The 26,437-nt window shown below is 71.8% G+C and carries 27 protein-coding genes; 7 read left to right on the forward strand and 20 right to left on the reverse strand.

Annotation, left to right across the window (positions count from 1 at the left end; all coding sequences use genetic code 11):
* Positions 1–79 precede the first annotated feature (79 nt).
* Both ACGFW6_RS13930 and ACGFW6_RS13935 read left to right on the forward strand, forming a co-directional pair.
* Positions 80–1,726, forward strand: coding sequence for a SpoIIE family protein phosphatase (locus ACGFW6_RS13930; protein WP_393507989.1), 1,647 nt, complete (start codon positions 80–82; stop codon positions 1,724–1,726).
* A gap of 28 nt (positions 1,727–1,754) precedes the next feature.
* The gene (locus ACGFW6_RS13935; RefSeq protein WP_393507991.1) at positions 1,755–2,111 is read left to right on the forward strand and encodes a 5-carboxymethyl-2-hydroxymuconate Delta-isomerase; all 357 of its coding nucleotides are present in this window, start codon (positions 1,755–1,757) and stop codon (positions 2,109–2,111) included.
* Here the strand turns inward: ACGFW6_RS13935 and ACGFW6_RS13940 are convergent.
* The 5 genes from ACGFW6_RS13940 to ACGFW6_RS13960 form a co-directional block, all read right to left on the reverse strand.
* Positions 2,108–2,797, reverse strand: coding sequence for a TetR/AcrR family transcriptional regulator (locus ACGFW6_RS13940; RefSeq protein WP_393507993.1), 690 nt, complete (start codon positions 2,795–2,797; stop codon positions 2,108–2,110). The genes ACGFW6_RS13935 and ACGFW6_RS13940 overlap by 4 nt on opposite strands.
* A gap of 56 nt (positions 2,798–2,853) precedes the next feature.
* Complete coding sequence (locus ACGFW6_RS13945) at positions 2,854–3,912, reverse strand: PDR/VanB family oxidoreductase (protein WP_393507995.1); 1,059 nt, start codon at positions 3,910–3,912, stop codon at positions 2,854–2,856.
* Positions 3,912–4,808, reverse strand: coding sequence for a metal-dependent hydrolase (locus tag ACGFW6_RS13950; protein ID WP_393507997.1), 897 nt, complete (start codon positions 4,806–4,808; stop codon positions 3,912–3,914). Before ACGFW6_RS13950 ends, ACGFW6_RS13945 begins: the two co-directional genes overlap by 1 nt.
* A gap of 107 nt (positions 4,809–4,915) precedes the next feature.
* The gene (locus tag ACGFW6_RS13955) at positions 4,916–6,841 is read right to left on the reverse strand and encodes a hypothetical protein (RefSeq protein ID WP_393507999.1); all 1,926 of its coding nucleotides are present in this window, start codon (positions 6,839–6,841) and stop codon (positions 4,916–4,918) included.
* A 115-nt stretch (positions 6,842–6,956) separates the two neighbouring features.
* On the reverse strand, positions 6,957–7,484 hold the full coding sequence (locus tag ACGFW6_RS13960) for a tetratricopeptide repeat protein (protein ID WP_393508000.1): 528 nt from the start codon (positions 7,482–7,484) through the stop codon (positions 6,957–6,959).
* Between the two features lie 102 nt (positions 7,485–7,586).
* Here ACGFW6_RS13960 and ACGFW6_RS13965 point away from each other — a divergent pair, with 102 nt between their 5' ends.
* Positions 7,587–8,018, forward strand: a complete 432-nt coding sequence (locus ACGFW6_RS13965; protein WP_393508002.1) for a hypothetical protein — start codon at positions 7,587–7,589, stop codon at positions 8,016–8,018.
* Between the two features lie 69 nt (positions 8,019–8,087).
* Here ACGFW6_RS13965 and ACGFW6_RS13970 read toward each other — a convergent pair whose 3' ends face one another.
* From ACGFW6_RS13970 to ACGFW6_RS14010, 9 genes are all read right to left on the reverse strand, one after another.
* Positions 8,088–9,659 (reverse strand): DUF1996 domain-containing protein, encoded by a 1,572-nt coding sequence (locus ACGFW6_RS13970; protein ID WP_393508004.1) that lies wholly within the window; start codon positions 9,657–9,659, stop codon positions 8,088–8,090.
* A 202-nt stretch (positions 9,660–9,861) separates the two neighbouring features.
* Positions 9,862–10,515 carry a LuxR C-terminal-related transcriptional regulator gene (locus tag ACGFW6_RS13975; protein WP_383596255.1) on the reverse strand — a complete coding sequence of 218 codons (654 nt, stop codon included), beginning with the start codon at positions 10,513–10,515 and terminating at the stop codon, positions 9,862–9,864.
* Positions 10,500–11,777, reverse strand: coding sequence for a sensor histidine kinase (locus ACGFW6_RS13980; protein ID WP_393508005.1), 1,278 nt, complete (start codon positions 11,775–11,777; stop codon positions 10,500–10,502). The genes ACGFW6_RS13975 and ACGFW6_RS13980 overlap by 16 nt, the downstream gene beginning before the upstream one ends.
* A gap of 53 nt (positions 11,778–11,830) precedes the next feature.
* Positions 11,831–12,853: an SDR family oxidoreductase gene (locus ACGFW6_RS13985; RefSeq protein ID WP_393508007.1), complete on the reverse strand. Its 1,023-nt coding sequence runs from the start codon at positions 12,851–12,853 to the stop codon at positions 11,831–11,833.
* An 85-nt stretch (positions 12,854–12,938) separates the two neighbouring features.
* A complete protein-coding gene (locus ACGFW6_RS13990; RefSeq protein ID WP_393508009.1) occupies positions 12,939–13,487 on the reverse strand; it encodes a winged helix-turn-helix domain-containing protein in 549 nt (182 codons plus the stop codon).
* Positions 13,488–13,779: 292 nt separating this feature from the next.
* On the reverse strand, positions 13,780–14,700 hold the full coding sequence (locus ACGFW6_RS13995) for a DUF6891 domain-containing protein (protein ID WP_393508011.1): 921 nt from the start codon (positions 14,698–14,700) through the stop codon (positions 13,780–13,782).
* Between the two features lie 107 nt (positions 14,701–14,807).
* Positions 14,808–15,839: a glutamine synthetase gene (gene glnII / locus ACGFW6_RS14000; protein WP_393508012.1), complete on the reverse strand. Its 1,032-nt coding sequence runs from the start codon at positions 15,837–15,839 to the stop codon at positions 14,808–14,810.
* Between the two features lie 337 nt (positions 15,840–16,176).
* Positions 16,177–16,911 carry a hypothetical protein gene (locus ACGFW6_RS14005; RefSeq protein WP_393508014.1) on the reverse strand — a complete coding sequence of 245 codons (735 nt, stop codon included), beginning with the start codon at positions 16,909–16,911 and terminating at the stop codon, positions 16,177–16,179.
* Between the two features lie 118 nt (positions 16,912–17,029).
* The gene (locus ACGFW6_RS14010) at positions 17,030–17,395 is read right to left on the reverse strand and encodes an arsenate reductase family protein (protein ID WP_393508016.1); all 366 of its coding nucleotides are present in this window, start codon (positions 17,393–17,395) and stop codon (positions 17,030–17,032) included.
* 267 nt (positions 17,396–17,662) lie between these two features.
* Here ACGFW6_RS14010 and ACGFW6_RS14015 point away from each other — a divergent pair, with 267 nt between their 5' ends.
* Positions 17,663–17,989, forward strand: a complete 327-nt coding sequence (locus tag ACGFW6_RS14015; RefSeq protein ID WP_393508018.1) for a hypothetical protein — start codon at positions 17,663–17,665, stop codon at positions 17,987–17,989.
* 110 nt (positions 17,990–18,099) lie between these two features.
* On the opposite strand, the gene ACGFW6_RS14020 is transcribed toward ACGFW6_RS14015, so the two are convergent.
* Positions 18,100–19,290 (reverse strand): winged helix DNA-binding domain-containing protein, encoded by a 1,191-nt coding sequence (locus tag ACGFW6_RS14020; protein ID WP_393508020.1) that lies wholly within the window; start codon positions 19,288–19,290, stop codon positions 18,100–18,102.
* A 289-nt stretch (positions 19,291–19,579) separates the two neighbouring features.
* Between ACGFW6_RS14020 and ACGFW6_RS14025 the strand changes: the two genes are divergently transcribed.
* Complete coding sequence (locus ACGFW6_RS14025; RefSeq protein ID WP_393508022.1) at positions 19,580–20,929, forward strand: DUF2252 domain-containing protein; 1,350 nt, start codon at positions 19,580–19,582, stop codon at positions 20,927–20,929.
* 88 nt (positions 20,930–21,017) lie between these two features.
* Here ACGFW6_RS14025 and ACGFW6_RS14030 read toward each other — a convergent pair whose 3' ends face one another.
* Positions 21,018–21,764: an alpha/beta hydrolase gene (locus ACGFW6_RS14030; protein ID WP_393508024.1), complete on the reverse strand. Its 747-nt coding sequence runs from the start codon at positions 21,762–21,764 to the stop codon at positions 21,018–21,020.
* A 251-nt stretch (positions 21,765–22,015) separates the two neighbouring features.
* Between ACGFW6_RS14030 and ACGFW6_RS14035 the strand changes: the two genes are divergently transcribed.
* Positions 22,016–22,315 carry a hypothetical protein gene (locus ACGFW6_RS14035; RefSeq protein ID WP_393508026.1) on the forward strand — a complete coding sequence of 100 codons (300 nt, stop codon included), beginning with the start codon at positions 22,016–22,018 and terminating at the stop codon, positions 22,313–22,315.
* A gap of 41 nt (positions 22,316–22,356) precedes the next feature.
* Here ACGFW6_RS14035 and ACGFW6_RS14040 read toward each other — a convergent pair whose 3' ends face one another.
* The 4 genes from ACGFW6_RS14040 to glnA all read right to left on the reverse strand — a co-directional run bounded on the left by ACGFW6_RS14040 (position 22,357) and on the right by glnA (position 25,769).
* Entirely contained in the window at positions 22,357–22,941 is a 585-nt protein-coding gene (locus ACGFW6_RS14040; protein WP_393508028.1) for a hypothetical protein, read from the reverse strand.
* Position 22,942: 1 nt separating this feature from the next.
* A complete protein-coding gene (htpX, locus tag ACGFW6_RS14045) occupies positions 22,943–23,860 on the reverse strand; it encodes a zinc metalloprotease HtpX (protein WP_393508029.1) in 918 nt (305 codons plus the stop codon).
* A 124-nt stretch (positions 23,861–23,984) separates the two neighbouring features.
* Positions 23,985–24,251 carry a hypothetical protein gene (locus ACGFW6_RS14050; protein ID WP_393508031.1) on the reverse strand — a complete coding sequence of 89 codons (267 nt, stop codon included), beginning with the start codon at positions 24,249–24,251 and terminating at the stop codon, positions 23,985–23,987.
* Positions 24,252–24,359: 108 nt separating this feature from the next.
* Positions 24,360–25,769, reverse strand: a complete 1,410-nt coding sequence (gene glnA, locus ACGFW6_RS14055; protein WP_380865094.1) for a type I glutamate--ammonia ligase — start codon at positions 25,767–25,769, stop codon at positions 24,360–24,362.
* A 198-nt stretch (positions 25,770–25,967) separates the two neighbouring features.
* On the opposite strand from glnA, the gene ACGFW6_RS14060 reads away from it, so the two are divergent.
* Positions 25,968–26,435, forward strand: a complete 468-nt coding sequence (locus ACGFW6_RS14060; RefSeq protein ID WP_393508033.1) for an RDD family protein — start codon at positions 25,968–25,970, stop codon at positions 26,433–26,435.
* Positions 26,436–26,437 lie beyond the last annotated feature (2 nt).

The following is a 26,437-nucleotide window of genomic DNA, read 5'->3' on the forward strand; positions in this document are numbered from 1 at the left end:
CGTGAGTGGGGCGGACCTGGCCACCAGGTCCGCCCCACTCACGTGTAACCGAGGGCCGCCGACGATGAACGATGACTTCATGCAGTCGGGCACGACCGTGATGGTCGTCGACGACGTCTCGACCAACCGCTACGCCATGGGCGCGGTGCTGCGCCGCGCCGGCCACCACGTCGTGCCGGTCGCCAGCGCGGGCGAGGCACTGAGCGAGCTCGACGTACGGCTGAGAGCGGGTGCCCTGCCGGACGTGGCCCTCGTCGACGTCGGACTGCCGGACATGAGCGGCTTCGAACTGTGCCGCCGGGTCAAGTCCCGGCCCTCCACCGCCGCCCTGCCTGTCGTCCACTTCTCCGCGACGGCCGTGGAGGCGAGGGACCGGTGCCGGGGACTGGACGCGGGCGCCGACGCGTTCCTGGCCGTGCCGGCCGAGCCGAGGGAGATCCAGGCCGTCGTCCACGCGGCGGTCGTGCGGGCGCGCCGGCGCACCGACGCCGAGGCGCTCGCCCACCGGCTGACGCTGCTGTCCCAGGCCATCGTCACCGTGCAGACCGCGCGCTGCCTGGGGGAACTGGCCGACGCCGCCGCCGCGGGCGCGGCCCGGCTGACCGGCACACCGGCGGTCGTCTTCGTCATCGGCCCGGACGGGGAGGCGCACCAGGGCACGTCCCGCAGCCGCCTCGCCCTGTCCGACGCGGCCCCGCACCAGGCCGCGGCCCGGCTGATCACCCGGATCGCGGACCGACGCGCCGGCGTGCACAGCACGGTCGTCCCGGCGCCCCTGTGGCCGCCGGGTCTCTTCCGACCCGGCGCCCGGGACGACGCCCACCTGGTCCTGGCGTCGACCACCGAGGGCCGGGCCCAGGTGTGCATCGCGACACCGGCAAGTGCCGCGCCCCGAAGAGGCGCGGGGAACTGCGCGACCGGCCAGGACGGGCTCGCGGACGACCGACGGCCCATCGCGGCATTCCCGGCGGAGCGCCTCGCAGAGGCCACCGCCCTCGCCGCCGAACCCCTGCTCATGTACCAGGCCGAACGAGACATCGCGCTCACCCTCCAGCACAGCTTCCTGCCCCAGCCGCACCGGCTGCCGCATCTGCCGGGCGTGGACCTCGTCGTCCGGTACGTCCCCGCCTCCCGGCAGACCGAGATCGGCGGGGACTTCTACGCCGCCCTGCCCACCCGTGACGGTGTGCTCACCGCGGTCGGGGACGTCGTGGGGCACTCACTGGACGCGGCCACGGTCATGGTCGAGATCCGGCACGCGCTGCGCGCCTACTGCGTCGAGGAGAGCGACCCGCGGGCCCTGGCCATACGGCTCGACCGGATGCTGCTGCACTACCACCCGGAGATCACCGCCACCGTCTGCCTGGCCCTGATCGACCCCGGCACGGGCAGGGCGCGGATCGCCAACGCGGGCCACATTCCGCCGGCGATCCTCCGCGAGGACGGCCGGGCCGAGTACGTCCCGGTGTGCGGACCGCTGCTCGGGCTCGCGCTCGACCGACCCGAGCCGGTCGAAGTGGTCCTCCAGCGGGAGGACCGCCTGCTCATGGTCACCGACGGCCTCATCGAGACCCGTGGCGTCGACCTCACCACGTCCATGGAGCAGCTGCGCACCGCGGCCGCCGGCGCCCCGCCCGGTCTCGACGCGCTGTGCGACACCCTGCTGGACTGCTTCGGGCACGAGAGGGAGGACGACATCGCGATGCTGGCCCTGCGGTTAGGGTGAGCGCTGCCGTCGTAGAACAGGAGTGCTCATGCCGCAGATCACCGTCGACCACTCGAAGACGATCTCCTTCGACCGGGAGGGCTTCGCCCGGGACCTGCACACCGCGACCGTCGAGATCGCGGCGGCCAAGCCGGAGGCCTGCAAGACGCAGTTCCGGGCCGCCGAGTTCACGGCCTTCGGCTACGAGGACCCCGCGGAGCAGCGGCACGCGGTCGTCCACGTCACGCTCGGCCTGCTCGCCGGCCGCAGCGAGGAGACCAAGGCGAAGCTGACCGAGGCGGTCCTGGAACTGCTGCGCAGGCACATCGAGGACGACGGCATCGTGCTGCACGCCTCCGCCGAGATCCGCGACCTCGACGCGTCGTACCGCAAGTTCGAGCGCTAGGAAGCCAGCGCGATCAGCCGGGTGACCAGGTCGGCGAACGGGCCGTCGGCCGGTTCGTCCTTGAGCATGCCGCGCAGCAGCGTGCCCATCTCGTCGTCCTGAGCGGCGCTGACGGCGGCCAGCGCGGCGAAGTCGTGCACGAGCTGGACCTCCAGCTCGCCGCGCGGGATGCGCCGGCCGTCCAGCCAGATCAGCGCCGTCGACTCGGCGAGCGAGATCCACGAGCGGACGACCAGTTCCAGTCGCGCCGGTGGATTCTCCACGCGCAGATGCGAAAGGATTTGGACATACGCGGCCTGCCGCACGGAGTCGATGAGCGCGTTGGTCGCCGTGGAGCCGACGGCCGGGCCGCCCCGCATCAGTGCCGAGAAACCCGGGCCGTGGTCGTCGACGAAGTCGAAGAACCGCCGCATCACGCGCAGCAGCCGCGCCCCCAGCGGCCCCTCCTGCGGTTCGACGAACCGGCCCGCGAGTTCCTCCGAGGCACGCTTCAACGCGGCCTCGTACAAGCTGAGTTTGCCGGGGAAGTAGTGGTAGACCAGCGGCCGTGAGATGCCCGCGGCCGCCGCTATCTCGTCGATGGAGACGTCGTCGGGCGAGCGCTGGCTGAACAGGTCGAGGGCGACGCCGATCAACTGCTGCCGTCGCTCCTCGACTCCCATTCTTCGCCGTACCCCGGTAGTCATGCGAACACCTTACCGATCGATTCCGGCCCCGAACGGACCGGACCGACCATGGACGTTCACATGTCCAGTACGAGTCGATCACCCCGCGCCCGTGACACACAGATCAGCATGGAGTCGGCACGCTCCGCGTCGGTCAGCAGCTCGTCCCGGTGGTCCACCTCGCCCTCCAGCACCCGCTGTTGGCAGGTCCCGCAGAAACCCTGCTCGCAGGAGTACAGGGTGTCCGGCAACTCGGCGCGCACGGCGGCCAGCACCGTCGAGTCGGCCGGCACGCTCACCGTCCGTCCGCTGCGCCGGAGTTCGACCTCGAAGGCGTCCCCGCCCGAGGCGCGGGGCGCGAACCGCTCCAAGTGGACGCCCGGGAACCGCTCCTCCACCGCGGCCATCAGCCCTTCCGGCCCGCAGCAGTAGACGGCCGCCCCCTCGGGCACGTCCGCGAGGAACCCGTCGAGGTCGGGCAGCCCCTCGGCGACCGTCACCCTCTCCCGCTCTCCGCCGCGCCCGAGCGGGGGGACCCCCGTCCGGCCCAGCTTCTCGACGTCCTCCAGGAACGGCATGGACGCGCGGTCCCGCCCGCAGTACAGCAGCCGCCACTCGACGCCGTCCGGCAGCGCCCGCAGCATCGGCAGCACCGGTGTGATCCCGATGCCGCCCGCGACGAAGACGTACGACTCCGCCTCGACGAGCGGGAACCGGTTCCGCGGCCCGCGCACCTCCAGCTCCATGCCGGCCCTGATCTGCTCGTGCACCTCGCGCGAGCCGCCGCGCCCGTCCTCGACCAGCCGGGTCGCCACGGTGTAGGACGAGTCGTCCTCCGGGTCGCCGCACAGCGAGTACTGCCGCACGAGGCCCGACGGCAGCACCAGGTCGAGATGCGCGCCGGGCTCCCAGCCCGGCAGCTCCTGCCCTTCCAGCCGCAGTTGTACGACCCCCTCGGCGACCTCCTCGCGCGCGGCCACCAGCACGCGCAGCGCCCGCGACCGGGGCCGCCCCGAGACCGGCTCCTCCAGGGCGGGCATCGGCCACAGCGGCGAGGTCCGGATACGGCGCCGCATCGCCCGCCGCACGAGCAGGGCGGTACCGGCGACGACGGCCACGGTGCGGAGCTTCGGCATCAGGCGGCACCCTTCGCGGACTGCTCGGCCCTCTCGGCGGCCAGAGCGGCGGGGGAGGAGGCCAGATAGGCGACGGCCTGCTCGGTGGAGCCCTCGTACGAGGGGTGGTACGCGCGGCTCAGGTAGCGCGGGATGGACTTGAGCATCGCGCCGGTCGCGGGCAGCGTGCCGCGCCGGCCCCGGACGTAGAAGTCCTTGAAGGTGGCGCGGCCGTCGATCAGCGTCGGGTCGTTCTCCATGAAGAACCGCGCCCCGCGCTGCCAGAGGAAGACCAGCGCGGTGAACGCGGTCGCCCAGGTCCGCACCCGCCGCCGGTAGCCGCCGTCGACGTGCATGAACAGATCGAAGGCGACCGAGCGGTGCTCGACCTCCTCGGCGCCGTGCCAGCGCAGCAGGTCCAGCATGGTCGGGTCCGCGCCGCGGCGGTCCAGTTCCTCGGCGTTGAGCACCCAGTCGCCGAGGAAGGCGGTGTAGTGCTCGATGGCCGCGATCAGCGCCACCCGCTCCATCAGCCACCAGCGGCGGGCCCGGCCCGGCGGCAGCGTCCGGTCGCCCAGCAGCTTCTCGAAGAGCCAGTCGACCTGCGCGGTGTACGGCGTCGGGTCGAGCCCCTGCTCCCGCAGGTGCGGCAGCACCTCGTCGTGGGCCTGCGAGTGCATCGCCTCCTGCCCGATGAACCCGAGCACGTCCTCGCGCAGCTGGTCGTCCCGTATGTACGGCAGCACCTGCTTGTAGACATGCACGAACCAGCGCTCACCGGCCGGCAGCAGCAGATGCAGCACGTTGATGGTGTGCGTGCTGAACGGGTCCCCCGGCACCCAGTGCAACGGGGTGCCGTCCCAGGAGAAGGACACCTTGCGGGCCTTGAGGGGCACGCGGTCCGGCGTGTTAGACATGGCGTCAATGTACTGACGGGTAGGGCTCCGGAGAACCCTCCTGCACGCCCTTATTTACATTTCTGTCAGCAGGGCGGGTCGCCGTGCCGCACCGGGGCGTCCCGGTCTCACTGGAGCCCGTCGATCACGCGGCCGCTGTCCAGGGTGCCCTTCAGCTTCGCCTGGGCGCCCTGCTTCGCCTCGGTCGTCAGGAGGTTGTTCCGGGCGGTGCCGTGGACGCCGCCGGTCGCGGTGATCGACGCCGTGTCGGCGGTGCCGGCCGCCAGCAGGTACCAGCCGCCCGCCTTCGCCTTCCACAGCACCCCGGCCAGCACATGCGGGTCACGCGCGCCGCACGCCGGAACGTTCTGCGCCTTCGCCGCCACCGCCGCGAGCCTCGAGCCCGGCGTGCGGAACTGGGCCAGCACCCGCTCGCCGCCGCCCCGCCAGGTCTCGGCGCGGCTGCACACCCAGTCCGCCGTGCCGGTGCCGTCGGGCAGCGGCTGTGCCGCGAACGACCAGGCGTTCACCGAGCGCACCCCCGCCGAGCGCATCGCGCCCAGCCAGCAGGAGTTCGGCGCCCACGTGTGCAGCGCCCGCGCGCCCGTCACATCCTCGGCGGCCCCGGGCCGGCCCGTGGTGAGCCGGGCCGGCACCAGCTCGGCGAGGTCGGTCAGCAGCCGCGTGCCCGTGCTGTCGGTCACCTGCAGGACGTTCCACGACGAGCACGCGCCGGTCTGCTGGCTGATCGGGCTCGCCAGCGGCGAGGTGATGCCCTCCCGCACCCCGAGATCCATCGCCCCGGCGCCCGGCTTCAGCAGATCCCGCTCCGCCGCCTCCTTCACCCAGGGCGCCAGCAGATAGCGCACATTGCCGTCGGCCCGGCTCAGCACCACCGCGCTCGCCTCCGCCCGGCCCGCGCCGTCGACCCGGGAGAAGTCCAGGGCGGCGCCGGCCGTGCCGTCCACCGGCTCGGCGTAGCGGGCGATCCGCAGACCGTCGTAGAGGATCACCACACGCGCGGTGTCGACCGTCCCCGCGTACAGCAGCTGCGGTGCGCCGGGCGGGCCGCCCGCCGGGGTGCCGGGGGTGGCCGAGACCGTGACGGTCTCGCCGGGGCGGGCCCACACGGCGAGGGCGCGGCGCAGCAGGGCCGAGTCGCCGGTGAGGCCGCCGCGCGCCGGCCACACGGAGAAGTCGGTGCGGGCGGCGGACTGCCAGGCCAGCGCCGGGACCTTGGTCAGCTGGGCCGGGTCGAGCGCGGCCTCGGCAGCCGGGTTCTGCGCGTACGAGGGCGCGGCGGGACCGTCGGGGGCCCAGCCCTCGCCGGGCAGCCCGAGCAGCGCCCCGCACACGAGCAGGGCGGCCCCGGCGGCGAGCGCGGCCCGCAGATGCTGCCTGCGCCGCATCAGATCGGTGGGCCGGGCCTGCAGCGAGCAGGGGTCGAACTCGGGGGAGTCCAGGAGGGCGTACTGCGCCGGAACCGTGTCGGCCTCCTCCAGCGCGTCGTCCGCGTCCTCGACGCCGGCGGCCGTCAGCACCTCGCGTACGTCACCGTCCGGGAGCTTCTCCAGACCGCGCAGGACGTAGGCGGCCCGCGCCGGGCCGGACAGCGCCGACAGCCGCTGGTCCAGGGCGAGTTCGTCGGCGCCGCCCGACCGGGGGAAGAGGCGCAGGCCCCAGACCTGGGGCAGCAGGGGCGGCAGTTGGGAGCGCTTGGGCCAGGCCGCGCGTTTGAGCGTCCAGCCCGCCTCCAGCGCCGTACGCAGCACACGCAGCCGCAGGAAGGCGTACCCGGGGTCGCTGTCCCGGCCGGTCGACTGCGCCGGGATCACGGGTGCCGGCGCCGTGCGGCCGCGGGGCAGCGCGCGCTGGGTGAGGGAGTGCGCGGTCAGGACGCGCCGGTTGCGGCCGAGGCTCGGCGGCAGCACCAGGTAGGCGAGCCGGACCAGACGCGGATAGTGCTCGACGAGCGCGGCCTCGGCCCGCTCGACGTCGACGACCGGATCGACGGATTCGGCTGCGGGGCGCGGGGCGACATCCTGTGACTGCACGTTCAGCAGAACGAGCGAATGGACGGTAGGTCACCACCCACGGTTCCGGCAGCGCCGGTCGGGGGCGCGGGGAACTGCGCGATCGACCGCAACGGCCCCGCGGACCCTCGACGGCCTACAGCGGCACATCCTGAGGCGCACACAGCGCACGGGCGTAATGGGCCATGGAGCGCTGATATCGCGGCAGATGCGCGGCCAGCGCACCCAGCACCAGAGCCAGCCCCTCCCGATCCCGCCCGAGACTCGACAGGCACAGTGCCAGCGTCGCCCGCACCGCGTCGTCCAGCTCGTCCGACGGCGCGTCCAGCTCCGGCGTCAGCAGCGCCACGCCCTCCTCGGCCTGTCCGATGTTCCGCAGCGAGCTGGACAGCTGGATCTTCGCCCGCCGCCCCTTGTAGCCGCTGAGCCCCCGCTGAAGGGCTTCCCGGTACAGCGGCACCGCTCTGTCCGAGTGGCCCGTCGAGTCCCATGCGCACGCCTGCTCGAACGGCCCGAGCGGGCTGTCGTCGGGCAGTTCGGCGACAAGGGCGTCGACGACGGCGCGGAAGTCGGCCGCATCCTCCTCGGCATAGGTGTCGAAGGTGGCCCATGCGGCGCTCACGCGGTCTTCCCAGTCCTGGTTCACCGGCCCACACTCGCACACCTGTGCCTGTGAGAGTCTCCATTTGAGCGCATCGCACGCCACAGCCGTATGGGGGAGGAGGGCTCCTGCCGGGGCTCCGTGCGGCATGGACCGGAGGAACAGATGACATTGACCCGACCGATGCTCGCGCTGTCCGGCGCGGTGGCGGTGCTCGCGCTGGCCGGCTGCGGCGCCGGCGGCGACAAGGCGGCCGACATGCCGGAGACGGCGACCGGCAGCCTGGAGCATCTGGCATCGATGGCCAAGTGCGACCCGAACATGCAGACCGACGCCGACGAGATCCGCCAGGCCATCTGCAAGACCGGCAAGGACAAGTACATCCTCGCCACCTTCGCCACCGACCGCGGCCAGGCCGAGTGGCTGAGCGGCGCGAAGGACTACGGCGGCTACTACCTCGTCGGCCGCAAATGGGTCGCCGTCGGCCAGGAGAAGACGGTCACCACGCTCCAGAGCAAGCTCGGCGGAACCATGGAGGAAGGCTCCGCGCACATGAACCCCGGGGGCAGCCACAACCAGGGCGGCCACCACAGCTGATCGCGAACCGGGCACAAAAGGAAAGCCGGCGGTGGGAATTCCCACCGCCGGCTTTCTCATGCGTGAGGACTACTGGCAGTCCTGCCCGCTGTTGATGCACTGGACCATCTCGTTCATCGTGTTCTCGTCGAAGAAGTTGATGAAGTCGTTGTGGTCGGTGATCGCCTTGTGCAGCTGGTCCGGGAAGGAGTCCACCGCGAAGGCGTTCTGGACCTGTCCGTTCTGGATCTGCGGGGCCTGGACGTCGTAGACCAGACGGACCTGGAGCTGGGGGATCGCCTGGAAGCCGTTGGCGCAGGTGCCGTCGCCCTGGACGAACGCCACGTGCGTACGGTGGTTGGCGCTGTCGATGTTCTGACCGTCCCAGCAGCTCTGGAAGTTCGACGTCCGCACCACGGAGCTGCCCTCGGGGCAGATCGGGAGCTTGTCGTGCAGCTGGACCTTGTCCTCGAAGCCGGTGCAGCTCCAGTTCGCGTTGGCGTTGTTGTTGCCGTTCACGAAGGACTTGGCGTCACCGGTGATGATGCGCAGGGCCTCCGGCATCGCGACGACATCGCTCGTCTTGTTGCCGACGAACTTCAGCTGTGCCTCGCTGGCCTGGACGATCGTGCCGACGTTGCCGTCCTGACCGCCACCGGGGGCGTTCGCGTCGATGTCGTTCTGGCCGTCCTGCACCCGCAGCACCGGCCAGAAGTACGACGACCGGTCACCCTGGTTCTCGCAGGTGGTGTCGCCGTTCGCCAGGTCCTGGTCGCTCGCGAAAGCGTTGTTGGCCTGGTTGCCGACGTAGTCGTGCTGGTGCTGCGCACCGTTGCTGACACCGGGAGCGACGATCACGTTGTCCGAGTTGCGGTTCTCGTTCTCGTTGGTGCCGCAGCTCGTGGTGAAGCTGCCGGTCGAACCGCTGTCCCCGTTCGCGGGGAGGCCGTTCGCGCCGACGCCCAGCTGGGCGTTGCCCTGGACCTGCGTGATGTCGACGAAGTCGTCCGCCGACGGGCCGTTGCCGGCCTGTCCGCCGTTGCCGCCCTGGTCCTCGCCGCCGCCGTCCTGGCCGCCCTGGTCCTGACCGCCGTCCTGACCGTCCTGGTTCTGGTCCTGACCGTCGTTGTTCTGGTCCTGACCGTCCTGGTTCTGGTCCCCGTCCTGCTGGCCGTCGTTGGTCTCGGGCTGCTCGGCCGGGACGCCCTGGCACTGGGCGAGCTGTTCCAGGTTCTGCGGTCGCTTGCCGCCGGCCCGGTTGATGTTGATGCCGATCCGGTCGAGCGTGGCCACGCGCTTGGACTTCAGCGGACTCAGGATGGCGTTGTTGACGTAGTTGGCGTCCCCCGCCTGGGCCTGCCGCGTCTCGGCGAGACGCTTGTAGGCATCCGTGACCTGCCGGTCCAGCAGCGCCAGCTCCTTGGCCACACCCCTGCGCGCGCTCCGCGGCACCTTCGTCAGCTTCTGGCCGACATCAGGGCAGTTGATCGTCGCGACCCGGGCGTTCGTGGACTTCGTCCGGTTCCACCCGGAGTTGTCCTCGTGTGCCGAAGCATAGAAGTTGGCCCATACAAGCCCGCCCCCACCGAGCGCTAGGGCCGCCGATGCGGCTATGGCCTTGGTGGCCAGCGGCGTACGGCGTTTTCGAATGTTGCGTCCCATGGAACTCCTCTGACTTCCTTTTTCGGGGCATCGAGGCGCCCGACAGGAGTGAAGCGGCTCCCTTTCATACGGAGGCAGTCCCAGGGGTGTTCAGCCGTCCCGGAAATTGTTGAGAGATTCGTGAGGACGCTGTGTCCTCAACAACCCCTGAAACACCAGGAGTTGTTGATCCCGTACGGCGGGTGAATAAGAGGGTCCGGTTTTACCGGCCATGGTCGAGATACGCGAGAACGGCCAGCACGCGACGGTTGTCGTCGTCCGACACCTCCAGGCCCAGTTTGGCGAAGATATTGGCGGTGTGCTTGGCGATGGCCCGTTCCGTGACGACGAGCCGCTCGGCGATCGCCGCGTTCGTCCGCCCCTGCGCCATCAGCTCCAGCACCTCCGTCTCGCGGGGGGTGAGCCTCGCCAGCGGCTGGTCGTCGGCCGCCCGCCGGCTCAGCAGCTGCTGGATCACCTGCGGGTCCATCGCGGTCCCGCCCGCCGCGACCCGACGGACGGCGTCCACGAACTGGTCCGCGTCGAACACCCGGTCCTTCAGCAGATACCCCACCCCGCCGCTGCCGTCGGCGAGCAACTCCCGTGCGTACAGCTGCTCCACGTGCTGCGAGAGCACCAGCACCGGCAGCCCCGGCTTCCGGCGGCGGGCCTCCAGCGCGCACTGGAGGCCCTCGTCGGTGTTGGTCGGCGGCAGGCGTACGTCGACGACGGCGACGTCCGGCTCCAGCTCGGCCAGCGCGCGGGCCAGCTCGGGGCCGGTCTCGACGGCCGCCGCGATCTCGAAGTCGTAGGCCTCAAGGAGCCGGACGAGCCCGTCGCGCAGCAGGAACAGGTCTTCGGCTAGGACAACGCGCAAGGAATCTCCATGGTGACCATGGTGGGGCCGCCCGCGGGCGAGCTGACGGCCAGGACGCCGTCGAATGTACCCAGTCGCCGCTCGACCCCGGCGAGGCCCGAGCCGGCCCCGATCACCGCGCCGCCCTTGCCGTTGTCGGTGACGCTGATCCGCAGCATGTCGTTCGAGTGGTGCAGGTCGATCCAGATCCGGTCGGCGCCCGCGTGCTTGACCGCGTTGGTGAGCACCTCGCTGACCGCGAAGTACGCCGCCGACTCCACCGGCGCCTCCGCCCGCCCGGGCAGCTCCACGGTCACCTCGGTCGCCACCGGCAGCCGCAGCGCCAACGCCCGTACGGCGTCGCCCAGTCCCCGCTCGGCGAGCACCGGCGGGTGGATGCCGCGCACCAGGTCGCGCAGCTCGGAGAGCGCGTCGGCGGACGACCGCCGGGCCTGCGCGACGAGCTGCCTGGCCTTCTCCGGGTCCTTGTCGAGCAGCATCTCGATCGTCCCGAGGTCCATGCCCATCGCCACCAGCCGCGCCTGCGCCCCGTCGTGCAGATCGCGCTCGATACGGCGCAGCTCCGCGGCCGAGGTGTCGACCGCGTCCCGCCGCGTCTCCGTCAACACCCGTACGCGCTCGGCCAGTTCACCCTGGTTGGAGCCCAGGACCGCCCTGGTGAGCCGGAAGTGGGCCTGCAGCAGGCGCGGGGTGTAGAAGTGCGCCAGGAAGAGCAGGCCCACGCCCAGGGCGGCGGCGCCGAAGGCCGAGGTCTGATCGGTGACCGGCACGAAGCCGTACCAGTACGTGCCGCCCGCGTCGGTGAAGGCCCGCCACAGGCCCGCCGCGATCACGAACCCCTCCAGCGGGTACAGCAGCAGCACGGCCGGCAGCAGCGCGGTGAAGAACCCCGCCGTCATGTCGACCGGCAGCCATCGCAGGTCCCGCCAGGTCGCCGGGTCGCTCAGCATCCCGAAGGTGCGGGCCCACGGGTTGGCGTCCTTCGGCAGCGGCCGGTACGCGGGCGGGATCCGCACCCCGCCCCACTCGGCCGCCAGCACCCGCCGCCAGTCGGCGAACGCCCGTACCCCCGTCAGCACCCACGGTGTCGTGACGATGCCGACGCCGATCGGTATCAGCGCGACGGAGACGAGGGAGAGGACGAGACAGAGGACGGATCCCGGCAGGGCCACCAGCGCCAGCGCCAGCCCGCGCAGCGCGGCGACCCCCATCCCCCGTGCCCGCGAACCGGCACCCGGGCCGCTCTTCGTGTCGTTGTTCATGCCGTTCAGTCTCGCCGAGCAGGCAGCGGTGGTCACGGGGCCGGACCCCCGGCTCAGGGGGTGGTGCCAGATACACCCTCCCCGGCGCCCGCGAGCACCTTCGCCTCCACCTCCGGATCGAGCCCCGGCGCCGTCCGGCCCTCCCGCACGGGCACGGTCCCCCCGAGGTCCTGGAGCCAACGCCAGGTGTCGGCGACGGTCTCGGTGACGGGACGGCAGCGCAGCCCCGTGGCGACGGCCCGGGACACGTCGGCACTGTGCAGGGCGTCGTGCATGTCGCTGCCCGGTGGCACCCACACCGGAAGCTGGGTCCACGGCTCGATGCCCGCGTCCAGGACCACCCGCGGCCCGGTCCAGCGCAGCTCGGCGTTCCCGCCGACGGTGGCCGCGCAGGCGTCGAGCAACTCGCCCATGGTGGCGTGCCCTTGCCGGCTCATCAGGTTGTACGGCCCGCTCAACTCCTGCTCCACCGCCCCGAGGATCCACTCGGCGAGGTCGCGGATGTCGACGTACTGCAGAGGCAGGTCCCGCGGCCCGGGCGCCAGCACCGGACCGCCGCGTGCGATCCGCCCCAGCCACCAGGGCAGCCGCCCGATGTTCTCGTAGGGCCCGAGCAGCAGCCCGGCCCGCACCAGCAAGGAGCGGTCCGCCCCGAACGCCTCGACGGCGGCCAGCTCGCCGCCCCGCTTGTCGCGCGCGTAGTCGGTCTGCCCGGCGCCGGCCTCGGCGCCCTCGACCAGCGGCGCCTCCTCGCCGTACCCGGCGGGCGGGGCCCAGTCGTACACCGAGCAGCTCGACACGTACACATACCGCCCGGCGCGGCCCCGCAGCAGCCGCGCCGAGTCCCGTACGGCACGGGGCGCCGCCGACCAGGTGTCGACGACGGCGTCCCACTCGCCCTCGGCGAGGGCGGCGAGCCCGTCCGGCGAGGTGCGGTCACCGCGCAGCGACCGCACCCCGGCCGCGGACTCGCGCCGCCCCCGGTTGAGGACGGTGACGTCCCATCCCCGCCCGAGGGCCGCCTCCACGACGGCCCGCCCCGCGAACTCCGTACCACCCAGCACCAGAAGTCTCATACCGCCGACTCTGCCCGGTGGCGGCGCGCGACGGAACGGGGCTCTGCTGTCGGCAGACAGGTTTCGGGGGAGCGGACCGGCGAGGTCAGCGCCCGGCCGGCGGGGCGTACTTGTAGCCCACCCGGCGCACCGTCCGGATGGTTTCGCGGTGCTCGGCGCCCAGCTTGCGGCGCAGCCGCGCGATGTGGACGTCGACGGTACGGCCGTCCCCCACATGCCCGTAGCCCCACACCGTGGTGACCAGCTGGTCGCGGGTGTGGACCCGGTGGGGGTTGGCCACCAGATGGGCGAGCAGCTCGAACTCCAGGTAGGTGAGGTCGAGTTCCCGCCCGTCGACGGCGGCGGTGCGCCGGACGTTGTCGACGGTGACGAGGGGGTCGGCGCCGGTGTCCACCGCCGCCGCGGCGGGCGGCTGCCGGTCGGCCGGGACGAGCACCAGGTAGCCGATCATCGGCGGCTGCCCCGGCAGCGTGGGCAGGGTGTGCTGGGGAGCGGGCAGCCAGGTGGCGCCCGGCGGGAGAAGGTCCGCGACGTCGATCACCTCGTCCCGGTCCACGGCACGCAGATGATGCCGTGGCGCGTTCGGGGCGGAGGAGTTGAACGGGGCGGTGGACAGGGAACGAGTGGTCGCCATGAGAGGTCAGCTCTTTCGCGCGAGAGGTCCGTCGTGGGGGAGGAACGTCGTTCGCGCTGGCCGAAGGCCGGGGTGACGGCTTTAGAGGGCCCGCGCGTTCATCGCGCGGCAACACACCCGGTCGAAGTCGTGGTGCTGACGGGAAGGCCAGAAGGGCTCGAGGTCATGGCGACCTGTCGCGGAGTGCTTCTGGATGCTGGCCATGCCCCCATTGAAGCAGACGGCGCCCACGGAGAGGACCCTTCTCTCACTGGTCGGACGCCTGCCCGGCACCGGTCCGGTGTCGCGTGCCTCACCCCTGGAGGCGTCTGCGCCAGTCCAGCGGCGTGACGGTGATCGAGGTGCTCGGCGACCCGTCCCACTCGGTGGACAGCCCGGCGGCGCCGAGCGCGGCGACGACCTCGCGCCCGATGCCGGCGGTGGTCTCCTGCGAGCCGTCGAACCCGCCGTAGTACAGGGCGAGCCCGTGCCCGTCGGCGGCGTGCTCGACGACCTGCGCGTGGAAGAACACGAACCCGCGCGCGTCCTCCCGCTCCGCGCCGATCTCCGCCATCCCGCAGCCCCGGCAGCAGGCGAAGTTCTCACGGGCCGTGATGCCGCTCGCCTCCAGCGCCCCGAAGGCACCGGTGAGCCGCTCCGGATCGGTGACGCCCTCCCACGCCGCCTGCTCCTCCAGCCGCTCCAGCCACAGCCGGTCGACCAGCTCCCGGGCCTGCGCGTCGGAGACGGGCCGTTCTTCGCCGTCCACCAGACAGTCCTCGGCGGCCTCGGCGAGCGCCGCCCGGTCGTCGTACCCGCACCGCAGGAGCGTCCGCACCCGGCCCTCCACCTCCTCGCGCACCGCGGGAGGAAGCTCGGGCACCTCCCGCGGCGGGTCCACCGCGACCGGCGACCAGGCGAACCCGCCGTCCCAGCCGTCCCGCCGCCGCGCCCACCCCAGCAGCGCGTCGGCCACCGCCCCGGCGTCCGGGACCATCGTGCCGAGGAAGCTCTCGCGGCTCTCGCGGTGCTCCAACTGGTAGTCACCGCCCCGCTTGTGCCACACCTGGGCGAACACGTCCGGCACGTCCGGTATCCGCTGCATCACCAGCCAGTGGTCCCCGCGCCGGCCGAGCCGGTGCACCAGGTCCCGCAGCTCCTGCTCGGACGGTCGTACGTACGTCTCGCCGTGCTCCGTCCGCACCTTGACGGCGGGTCCCTCGTCGTTCTCCATGACCCCACGATGGCACCCGTCACTGACAACGGGGCCGACACACGGCGAAGGGGCGCCCACCCACCGGTGGACGCCCCTTCACCCTGCCGTGCGTGACGCGGCCCGGATCAGACCTGGCCGGCCTTCTCCAGCGCCGAGCAGCAGGTGTCGACGATCAGGCGGGTGACGACGTACGGGTCGACGTTGGCGTTGGGACGGCGGTCCTCGATGTAGCCCTTGCCGTCCTTCTCGACCTGCCACGGGATACGGACCGAGGCGCCGCGGTTGGAGACACCGTAGGAGTACTCGTTCCACGGGGCGGTCTCGTGCAGGCCGGTCAGGCGGTCGTCGATGCCGGCGCCGTAGTTCTTGACGTGGTCGAGCGGCTTGGAGCCCTCGCCCAGCGACTCGCAGGCGGTGATGATCGCGTCGTAGCCCTCGCGCATCGCCTTGGTGGAGAAGTTGGTGTGCGCCCCGGCGCCGTTCCAGTCGCCCTTCACCGGCTTCGGGTCCAGCGTCGCGGAGACACCGAAGTCCTCGGCGGTGCGGTAGAGCAGCCAGCGGGCCACCCACATCTGGTCGGAGACCTCCAGCGGGGACAGCGGGCCGACCTGGAACTCCCACTGGCCGGGCATGACCTCGGCGTTGATGCCGGACAGGCCGAGACCGGCCTGGAGGCAGTTGTCGAGGTGGGCCTCGACGACGTCACGGCCGAAGATCTCGTCGGCGCCGACACCGCAGTAGTAGCCGCCCTGCGGGGCCGGGAAGCCGCCCTTGGGGAAGCCGAGCGGGTAGCCGTCCTGGAAGAACGTGTACTCCTGCTCGATGCCGAAGATCGGCTCCTGGGCGGCGAACTTCTCCGCCACCTCGACCAGCGCGGCACGGGTGTTGGACGGGTGCGGGGTGAGGTCGATGTTCAGGACCTCGCACAGCACGAGCACGTCGTCGCCGCCGCGGATCGGGTCGGGACAGGTGAAGACCGGCTTGAGCACGCAGTCCGAGGCGTGGCCCTCGGCCTGGTTCGTGGAGGACCCGTCGAAGCCCCAGATCGGCAGCGCGTCCAGACCGGCGGGCTCACCCGCGATGATCTTCGTCTTGGAACGCAGCTTGGCCGTCGGCTCGGTGCCGTCGATCCAGATGTACTCAGCCTTGAAGGTCACGGGCCACATCCTTCGGGGTGGGTCTGGGCGCGCTTGCGGGTGCTGCGGCGCTGCGGCACTTCAGGCGCCGCGCTTGATGCCCGCGAGCCTGTCAACAGGCGATTTCCCGGCCATTGCTCCCATGTGAACCCCGTGTTACCTGGTGTTCGTGTGGCGCGATTCACGAGGTGAGCGGCCACGCAAAGTCGACAGGGCGACATCCCGTGCGGACGGCGGCGCGGGGCGGGCGGCTCGTATGCGATGGGATTGCCCGGCGGCCCCGCACGTACGCGGGCCCTGCCACTCGTGGCCGCGAGTGGCAGGGCCCATGACACGTACGACGTCGGCTACCCGAGCGTCACCCCACCTTCTCGATCAGCGCACGGCGGATCAGGAACTTGCCGGGCTCGCGGACCTGCTCGAAGGCGGCGTTGTTCAGCAGCGCGCAGCTACCGGAGACCGAGGTGACCTCCACCGTCGTGGACTTGTTGTTGTCCAGGTTGGTCACCTTCAGCTTGGTGCCGGCCGGGAACTGGTTGCTGGACGCGGCCGGAGCCCCGCCCTCGCCGGAGAGCGTGACCGTGGAGCCGTTGCAGACCTGCTGCCCGGAGGCCGCGCCACCACCGGCGTTGCCCGCGTTCCCGGCGTCACCCGCGTTCTGGTCGCCCCCGGCGTTGCCGGTGTTCCCGGCTCCCGCGTTCCCGGCTCCCGCGTTTCCGGCTCCCGCGTTTCCGGCGTTGCCCGCGGGGGCGCTCGGCTGCGCGGCCTGGGAGTCCTGAGCCGACTCCCCGGCAACACAACCGGACGCTTCCTGCTGCACCTTGATCTGCGCGATGACCGCCTCGCGGTTGGCGATCCGGGCCGCGGACTGGGCGTCGGGATTAGCCTTCTGCCCGTCGATGAACTTCTGGTTGTTGCCGAGGGCGGTGGCCAGTCCCTGGCAGACGGTCGAGTCCGCGGCGGACTTGACCGTCGGCGCCTGCGAGGCGTTCGAGGTGCTCGCCATGACGAAGGCGCCGCCACCCGCCACCGTCGCCGCACTGACCAGCAGAGCGATCTTCTTCTTCGTGCCGAGAGTTCTCCTGCGCGACATGCGCGCCTCCTGAGCGGTAGGGGAGCGTACGCCGCTATGTACGAGATACCGAACGGAGTTACTCAGCGGTCACGGGAGTCGCTGAAGTAACGTACGTCACACCGCCCCTGACGGGCACTCAGCTCTTGCGGGACAGGGCGTCCTGGACGGCCTCGTCGGTGCGTCCGACGACGGCCGTACCGTCGTCCGCGGTGATGATCGGCCGCTGGATCAGCTTCGGGTGCTCGGCCAGCGCCTTCACCCACCGGTCGCGCGAACTCGCCTCCCGCGCCCAGTCCTTGATGCCGAGCTCCTTGGCGACGGCCTCCTGGGTGCGGGTGATGTCCCACGGTTCGAGTCCCAGCCGGTCCAGCACCCGGCGGATCTCGTCCTCGCTCGGGACGTCCTCCAGATAGCGGCGCACGGTGTAGTCCGCCCCCTCGGCGTCGAGCAGGGTGAGGGCACTGCGGCACTTGGAACAGGCCGGATTGATCCAGATCTCCATACGGCCCACGGTATCCCGCACCCCCGGGGAACCCTCCGTCGTCCCGGGCTCACGGCATGCCTCCGAAGGGCTCTGTTCGAATTCTCCGCCGCCTCTCGCGCCCCTCTCGGATCGCGGGTGACGAGGTGACAGTTTCGTTGCTGACCTGGGGATTTCATGGCCGTATCAGGTTCGTCGATTGTCAGTGGCGGGCAGTAAACTGTAAGCAGTGTTCGAGAGTGTCGCCGGGCCACCCGGCCGGCGCTCGACCGCGACAGGAGGATGCCTGTGCCCGCTGCCGCACTGAAGCAGAAGCCGATCCGCAAGCCGCTGCCCACCCAGTCCACCGCGAAGCACCCGGTGCTGCTCGACCTGCCGTACGCGCCGGTGGAGAAGCGACCGCTGCCGCCGGGACGCCCGCGCGAGTGGTACGTCACCCACAACCGCCGTCTGAAGGCCATGCGCCTGGCGATAGCGCTGCTCGACTCGGGCGTCTACATGCCGAACCAGGCACGCAACGAGACGATCCGCAGCGCCGCGGAGACGATCGGCGTCCACCCGCCGTCGGAAACGACATGCCACATGGTCCGGGCGCTCATGAGGTACTCGAGGTAGGCCGGAGGCCGGGTGCGCCGCGAGTCGTCGGGCGCGCCCGGTCTCCGCACGGTGAGGGCCGGCTCCGTGCCGAGGGCGCCCGGCGCCCCGCCCTCACCCGACGGCCCTCCTCAGGCCGACAGCTCCTTCTCGACCGGGGTCCGGAACCGAGGCGTCACCCGAGCCGCCCCCACCCACCCGCGCAACCGCTCGGCCTCCACCGCGACGGCCGCCTCGGCCGCGTGCCGTTCGCCGCCGCCGAGTTCCTCCAGCAGCCGCCAGACGATCTCGCCGTCCCCGCGCTGGGCCCAGCCGCCCACGACACGGCCGTTCCACCACACCGTCGGGCCGACGTTGCCGCTCCGGTCGAACAGCGAGGGCCTCAGCTCCGGCGCCAGATACCAGTCGCGCTGCTGCCAGCCCATCGCCGTGGGGTCGAGGCCGGGCAGCAGCGCCGCCCACGGCTCCGCGGGGGAGTCCACCGCAGCGGCGTCCCCCTCGACGACGTACCCCGTCCCCTCGTCCAGCGAGACCGCCTCGGCCCCGATCGCCGTGAGCGCCCGGCGGACCTCCGTCACCTTCCACCCCGTCCACCACTTCAGGTCCGCCTCTGTCGCCGGCCCGCACACACTGAGCCAGCGCCGCAGGAGCCCGGCCTGGGCGCCGGCCGCGTCCAGCTCGGGATGGGCCGGCGCGAGGGCCCAGCGGAACTGGGAGGACGTCCAGGAGCCCAGCGGCCGGCCCCGCACCACCTTTCCCTCGACGCCCAGCACCCGGAGCAGCCGCGTCGAGACGGTGTGCACGCCCTGGTAGCTCTTCCCGGCCGCGTACACGAACTGCTCGCGCAACCGCGGCTCGTCCTGCGCGAGTTCGGCCGCCGTGGCCTGTCCGCGCCGGGCGAGCGCGGCGAGCGCCGAGTCCTCGACGTCCGCCAGCCAGGCCGCGTCCGGCGCCCCGGCCTTCGCCATGTCCTTGATCAGCGAGGCACGCTCCCGGGCGGCGACCGCGAGACCGGTGGAGGCGTGCACCACCGCGGTCAGCTCCGTGGGGAAGACGAACACGGTGTGCCGCATGCCGTGCATCCGGACCAGCGCCCGGTCCTCGTACAGCGCCCGCTCGGTCACGGCGACGGTCTTCGCGGGATCGGCCAGCCGCGCGCCGACGGCCAGGTACACGGTCGCCGGGTCGGAGCCGTGCAGCGCGACCAGCGCGTCGGCGATACCCTCCGGTCCCTCGGCCCGCGCCACGCCGGCCAGCCGGTGCCGCAGCCCCAGCCGGGCCCGCCGCTCCGCCACCCCGATGTACCGCACCCCGTCACCCATCCCGGCCTCCACCCGTCCCACCGTCGCGCCCGCACACCACTGTCCGCATCTTCCCGGACCCCACTGACAACGACCCGTTGCCGCACCCTCCCGTACCGTCCCGTCCGCACGCTCCGCCGTCACCCGAAACGCCTCCCCGACGTGCGATCACTCCCCGCACCGCTTTCACTGCGATCAGGAGGTGGCGGACCGCGCCCCCAACGGGCTGCGCGGCAGCGGGAGGTGCGATGGGCGGACGCGGCGGGCGACAGCCTCAGTACACCTCGGTCGGGCACGGGGCCCTCACCTCATGACGAGCCCGACCACTCCCGCCGACCGGTTCCTGCGGGGCAAGGCCGCCCGCAAGCGCGCCCCGCGTTCCGCGCACGCCGCCTGGATCCCGTCCCTCGACCGCGCCGACCCCGTCGCCGTGCTGGAGCGCCAGGGCCGCGACCGGCTGCCGGAGCTGCTGCCGATCAGATACGGGCGCATGGCGGCGTCCCCGTTCGCCTTCCTGCGCGGCGCCGCCGCCGTGATGGCCGGCGACCTCGCCGCCGCCCCGCACACCGGCCTCACCGTGCAGCTGTGCGGCGACGCCCACCTGCTCAACTTCAGCCTGTACGCCTCCCCGGAACGCGCGCTGCTCTTCGACCTGAACAACTTCGACGAGACGTACCCCGGCCCCTTCGAGTGGGACGTCAAACGGCTCGCCACCTCCGTCGCCGTCGCGGCCCGCGAGAACGGCCACCCCGATCCCAAGGCCGCCCGCGCCGCCCGGGAGGCCGCCGCCGGATACCGCGCCGCGATGCGCCGGCTGGCCCGGCGCGGCGAGCTCGACGTCTGGTACACCCGGATCGAGGCCGAGCAACTGCTGCCCCTGCTCCGCTCCACCCGCCGCCACCACGGCGGCGACGCCAGCCTCGGCCGGGCGCGCCGCCGCACCAGCCTGCGGGCCTTCGGCAAGCTGACCGAGACCGTCGACGGGCGCCGACGCCTCATCCACGACCCGCCGCTCCTCGAACGCGCCGGCACCTCCGACATGGCTGCCCTGCGCAAGACCTTCAGCGACTACCGCTCGACCCTGTCCGAGGAGCGCCGCCTGCTCCTGGACCGCTACCGCTTCGCCGACGCCGCCCGCAAGGTCGTCGGCGTCGGCAGCGTCGGCCTGCGCTGCTTCATCGTGCTGCTCGCCGGACGCGACGCCGGCGACCCGCTGTTCCTCCAGATCAAGGAGGCCCGGCAGTCCGTCCTGGAGGAGCACCTGCCGAGCGGGCCGTACGTCCACCCCGGGCATCGCGTCGTCGCCGGACAGCGGCTGCTGCAGGCCACCGGCGACATCTTCCTCGGCTGGATGTCGGGGCCGCAGGGGCGCGCGTTCTACTGGCGCCAGCTGCGCGAGACCAAGGGCTCCGCGGACGTCTCCTCGATGGGCCCGGACGACCTGTGCCGCTACGCCCGCCTGTGCGGCACCGCCCTGGCCCGGGCCCACGCCCGCTCCGGCGACCGCATCGCCATCGCCGGCTATCTCGGCGGCGCCGACACCTTCGACCGCGCGGTGGCCGACTTCGCGCTCGCCTACGCCGACCAGACCACCAACGACCACACCGCGCTGAGCGCCGCCGTGGAGGCGGGCGTGGTCAGGGCCGTACCGGGCGCCTGACCGGGCTCGGCCGTCCGGCGCAGGACGGCCGGACCCCTCGCGCACGGCGCCGTCGTCAGCCGTACGACCTCGGTGGCAGCCTCGTCGCTCAGCCGCCGGCCACGGGGGTGGCCGCCGGCGGGCCGGCCAGGACGGCTGTCACGAACTCCCTCCGGTCCTCGGGGTGTTCGGAGAACCACCACCCCAGCATGTGCTCCGCGCCGGGCACGTCGAACCGGGTGAACCGCGCGCGAGCGGACAGGGCATCCTGCACCGCCCGCGTCACCTCCGGCGGGATGATCGCGTCCGTCTCCGGCACCGCGAGCACCGCCCGCCCCTCGTACCCCCGCAGCACCTCCAGCGCGGGCGCCCCGCGCCAGCCGTCCGGCCTGCGGATGATCTCGCTGAACCGGCCGTCCCCCTCGCCGAAGGGCACGTCCCACGCCTCCTCGGCGTACACGGCGGGCGCGCACAGCCCCACCGCCGCCACGCGCCCGCCGTAGTGCCCGACGAGATCCGTCACCGTCTGTCCGCTCATGCTGAAGCCGACGACGATCAGCGGCCCGTCCGCCGGCACCCGGGCGTCGATCACCGCGACCGCCTGCTCGAAACGCCGGCGCAGACTCAACTCCCGCAGCTCGCCGCTGCTCTCGCCGTGCCCCGAGAAGTCGAAGGCGAGCCCGCCACAGCCCCGGGAAGCGAACTCGGCGAGCATCGGGAGCAGGCGTTCCTTGCTGCCGATGCCCGCGCCGTGCAGCAGAACGGCGGTGGCCGTACCCGGGTCGGCGGCGCCGCATCCGACCCCGCTGAGGAGTTCGCCGTCGTGGGCGTACGTGAAGGAGGAGAGCTCGGTCATGCCGTCCATTCATTCACACCGGACACCGGCCGAACTCCCGCCCCCGGAAAAGGAGATGCACACGCAGTGACGGGATCCCTACCCTGGACGTGCGTAACGGAGCTGTTCACGCCGCTTCCCGCAGGGAAGGCGTCACCCTGCGGACTCGGTACTACTCTCTACGCACCGACGGACGGTCGCTCCTCCCCCAGCGCCCCGTCGGGGACGTACACGCACCGCTCAGTACCGACCCACGCTCACGGAGGCCCGTGATGGGCACCATCGTCATGTCCGGGACTGTCGTCCTGGTGATCCTCGGATTCGGAAACCACGTCTACTGGCTGGCCGCGGTCGCTGTCCTCTTCCTCTACCTCCAGTACGGCCGGAGCTCCTCCGCGCCGAGCGGCAGGCCCGGGGGAGGGGCCGGCGCAGGGGGCTCGTCCGGGGGCTCCATGCCCGCGGACTACCGCTCCTACCGCGACCGGCGTGACATGCAGGCCAAGTGGGAGCGCCGCTACCGCCGCGAGCGCCCCCTGGAGTCCCGTCGTCAGGAGCGCGAGAAGAGCAAGTGAGACCACCTGGGGTGGTGACCCGAGGTGGAGGGTGCCCCCGGTCACAGGCCGGGGGCGCCCCACACCGGGAACCAGCGGTTCAGGTCCTGCTCGATCCGCAGGTCGTCCCCCAGCGCGGCCTTCACCCGCAGCTCCAGCGGGTTGTCACGCCGCTCCGTCGCGCCGGGCAGCGGCGCGAAGGGGTAGAAGGTGCCGCGCTTGTAGAGATAGACGAGCGCGAGCCGCTGCTCCCTGTCGTCCTCGAACCCCACCAGCGAGCACAGCAGCTGCGGGCCGAAGCCGTTGACCTCCATCGCGCTGTTCACCGCGTGCAGGTCGTTGACCAGGTCCGGCAGTTGATCGGGCGAGCGCCGGGAGACCAGCCACGAGTAGCCGTAGTCGTCCCGCGCGAGACGCACCGGCCGGCCCTCGCGTGCGGCGTCCGCGTCGAGCAGGGCCTGCACCTCGCGGTGCGTCTGGTCGAAGGCGGCGCCCTCGACCGTGGCGAAGCACACCGCCCCGCTGCCCGTCGGGCGGAACCCGGCCGCCGCCTCCAGCGTCACCGCCGCCGACGGCAGCGCGAAGAGCCGGTCGAGATCGGGCGCGACCGGCTTGGTACGGCCCAGCAGGATGTCGAGCAGCCCCATCTCACGCCCCTCCGGGAGTCGCGGCCTCGCCCAGCTCGGCGGAGATCCGCCCCAGCTGGTCGAGCCGCTGCTCCAGGCTCGGGTGGGTGGAGAAGAGCTGCGCGATGCCGGGGTCACGGCCCAGCGCCGGGGTGAAGTAGAAGGCGTTGAAGGCCTGCGCCGTCCGCAGGTCCTTGGTCGGGATCCGGGCGATGTCGCCGGACACCTTGGTCAGCGCCGACGCCAGGGCCGAGGGCCGCCCGGTGAGCAGCGCCGCGGCCCGGTCGGCGGCGAGCTCCCGGTACCGGGACAGGGCCCGGATCAGCAGGAAGCTGATCGCGTACACGGCCGCCGACACCCCGAGCACCATGGCGAAGATCGCGGCGGTGTTCTGGTCCCGGCGCCCGCCCCCGAACAGCTGACTGTAGAAGGCGAACCGCACGATCAGCCCCGCGATCACTCCGAGGAACGAGGCGACGGTGATCACTGCGACGTCCTTGTGCGCCACGTGCGACAGCTCGTGCGCGAGCACACCCTCCAGCTCGTCCGGCTCCAGTCGCCGCAGCAGCCCCGTGGTCACACAGACCACGGCGTGATCGGCGTTGCGCCCCGTCGCGAACGCGTTCGGCATATCCATGTCCGACACGGCGACGACGGGCTTCGGCATGTCGGCGATGGCGCACAGCCGGTCCACGACGCCGTGCAGCTCGGGATACTCCTCCCGCTCCACGACCCGCCCGTGCATCGCGAACAGCGCGACCCGGTCGGAGAACCAGTACTGGGCACCCAGCAGCCCGGCCGCCACGACCACCACGAGCACCCAGGACTTCAGCAGCACGATCAGCGCGGCGACGAACCCCACGTACAACAACCCGAGCAGAAACAGCGTGACCCCCATACGAGCGGTCAACCGCCGGTCACTCCGGAAGCGGCTCTGCATCTTGCACCACCCCGCACTCAGGCACTCGTCCCACTGCCAGTGTGCATCCGCCGAGCCCCATGAAGCGGTCCCGAAGGTCCCCAGGAGCGGCAAAGGGTTGCTATGGATCGGGCCGGGCCGGCGGCTAGTGGGCCGCCCGGAAGTTGATGTACCCCAGCAGCACGATCAGCGCGGCGACGCAGCCGAGGACCAGTGTCGTGGACACCCACGAAGAGCGGCGGCGGGATCCGACGTGCTCCGGGCCGGCGCGGAAGGGCTGCGGCTCGGGCGGGTTCTCCTTCCAGCGGGCGGCGAGCATACGGGCCCGTGCCGAGGGCTCCTTGTGCTCGGCGTTGTCGGCCCACCTCAGATCGAACTCGCGCTCGTGATCGTCCTGTTCGCGCTCAGGCATCCCGTCCACCCCCGTGTCGTCCCACCCGAAGAATAGAACATACGCCCGTGCCCCCGCCGTCGGTACGACAGCGGGGGCACGGGCGCGGTTGCCGCGGTCAGGCGCCGATCACACGTCGAAGTAGAGCTCGAACTCGTGCGGGTGCGGACGCAGCTGCAGCGGCGCGATCTCGTTGGTGCGCTTGTAGTCGATCCACGTCTCGATCAGGTCCGGCGTGAAGACGTCACCCTGGAGGAGGAACTCGTGGTCGGCCTCGAGACGGTCCAGGACCGCCGGGAGGGAGGTCGGGACCTGGGCGACGCCCGCGTGCTCCTCGGGAGCCAGCTCGTAGAGGTCCTTGTCGATCGGCTCGGCCGGCTCGATCTTGTTCTTGATGCCGTCCAGACCCGCGAGGAGCAGGGCCGAGAAGGCCAGGTACGGGTTGCCGGAGGAGTCGGGCGCGCGGAACTCGACGCGCTTGGCCTTCGGGTTGGAGCCCGTGATCGGGATACGCATCGCGGCGGAGCGGTTGCGCTGCGAGTACACCAGGTTGATCGGCGCCTCGAAGCCCGGCACCAGACGGTGGTACGAGTTCACCGTCGGGTTGGTGAAGGCGAGCAGCGACGGAGCGTGCTTGAGGATGCCGCCGATGTAGTAGCGGGCGGTGTCCGACAGGCCCGCGTAACCGGCCTCGTCGTAGAAGAGCGGCTGGCCGCCGGTCCACAGCGACTGGTGGACGTGCATGCCCGAGCCGTTGTCACCGAAGATCGGCTTCGGCATGAAGGTCGCGGTCTTGCCGTTGCGCCAGGCGACGTTCTTCACGATGTACTTGAAGAGCATCAGGTCGTCGGCCGCGGCGAGCAGCGTGTTGAACTTGTAGTTGATCTCGGCCTGGCCGGCGGTGCCCACCTCGTGGTGCTGGCGCTCGACCTGCAGGCCCTGGCGGTCCAGCTCCAGGGAGATCTCGGCGCGCAGGTCGGCGAAGTGGTCGACCGGCGGGGCCGGGAAGTAACCGCCCTTGTAGCGGACCTTGTAACCGCGGTTGTCCTCCAGCGCGCCCGTGTTCCAGGCACCCGCCTCGGAGTCGATGTGGTAGTACGCCTCGTTCTCGGCGGTCTTGAACCGCACGCTGTCGAAGACGTAGAACTCGGCCTCGGGGCCGAAGTACGCGGTGTCGGCGATACCGGTGGAGGCGAGGTAGGCCTCGGCCTTCTTCGCCACGTTCCGCGGGTCACGGGAGTACTGCTCGCCCGTGATCGGGTCGTGGATGAAGAAGTTGACGTTGACCGTCTTGTCGCGCCGGAACGGGTCGACACGCGCGGTGGACAGGTCGGCACGGAGCGCCATGTCGGACTCGTGGATGGCCTGGAAGCCGCGGATCGAGGAGCCGTCGAACGCGAGCTCCTCGGCCGGGTCGAAGGCCGCGGCAGGGATCGTGAAGTGCTGCATCACGCCCGGCAGGTCGCAGAACCGGACGTCGATGAACTTGACGTCCTCGTCCGCGATGAACTTCTTGGCCTCGTCGGCGTTCTGGAACATCCAGCTCCTCCTACTCCCGACCCGTCGTGCCGGGGTGGTATGTCGTTCGTGCGGCCAGTGCGGTGGCACACGCTGCACTCGACCCTAGGGACGGGTGATTTCTCGGGCGTGACCCATTTGTTTCGCACACGTTAACCGGACATCCCACACCTCACCCCTCCTGTCCACATCGCAAAACGGGCACAGTACCGTGGTCGCGTGGACAAGAGGCAAGCAATCGGATCCTGGCTCTCGGGCCCCCGCGCGGCCGCCGAGGACGCCGGTGTCGACTTCGGATACCGGGGTCAGCAGCTCGGCCTTCCGGAGGAGGGGCCGGGCTCCATCGCCCGCCCGGGGCGACGCCTCGGGGCGCTCGCCGTCGACTGGGGTCTGTGCGTCTTGATCGCATACGGTCTCATCACCGACGGCTACGGCCAGGCGACCAGCAACTGGGCCCTGCTGCTCTTCTTCGTGCTGGGCGTCCTGACCGTCGGCACGGTCGGCTTCACCCCGGGCAAGCGCCTCTTCGGCCTGCGCGTGGTCTCCCTGGACACCGGCACGGTGAACCCGCTGCGCGCCCTGCTGCGCACGGCCCTGCTGTGCGTCGCTGTCCCGGCCCTGATCTGGGACCGCGACGGCCGCGGCCTGCACGACCGGCTGGCGCGGACCGTGGAAGTACGCATCTGACG

This window comes from Streptomyces sp. Y7, assembly GCF_043195415.1.
Lineage (GTDB): Bacteria > Actinomycetota > Actinomycetes > Streptomycetales > Streptomycetaceae > Streptomyces.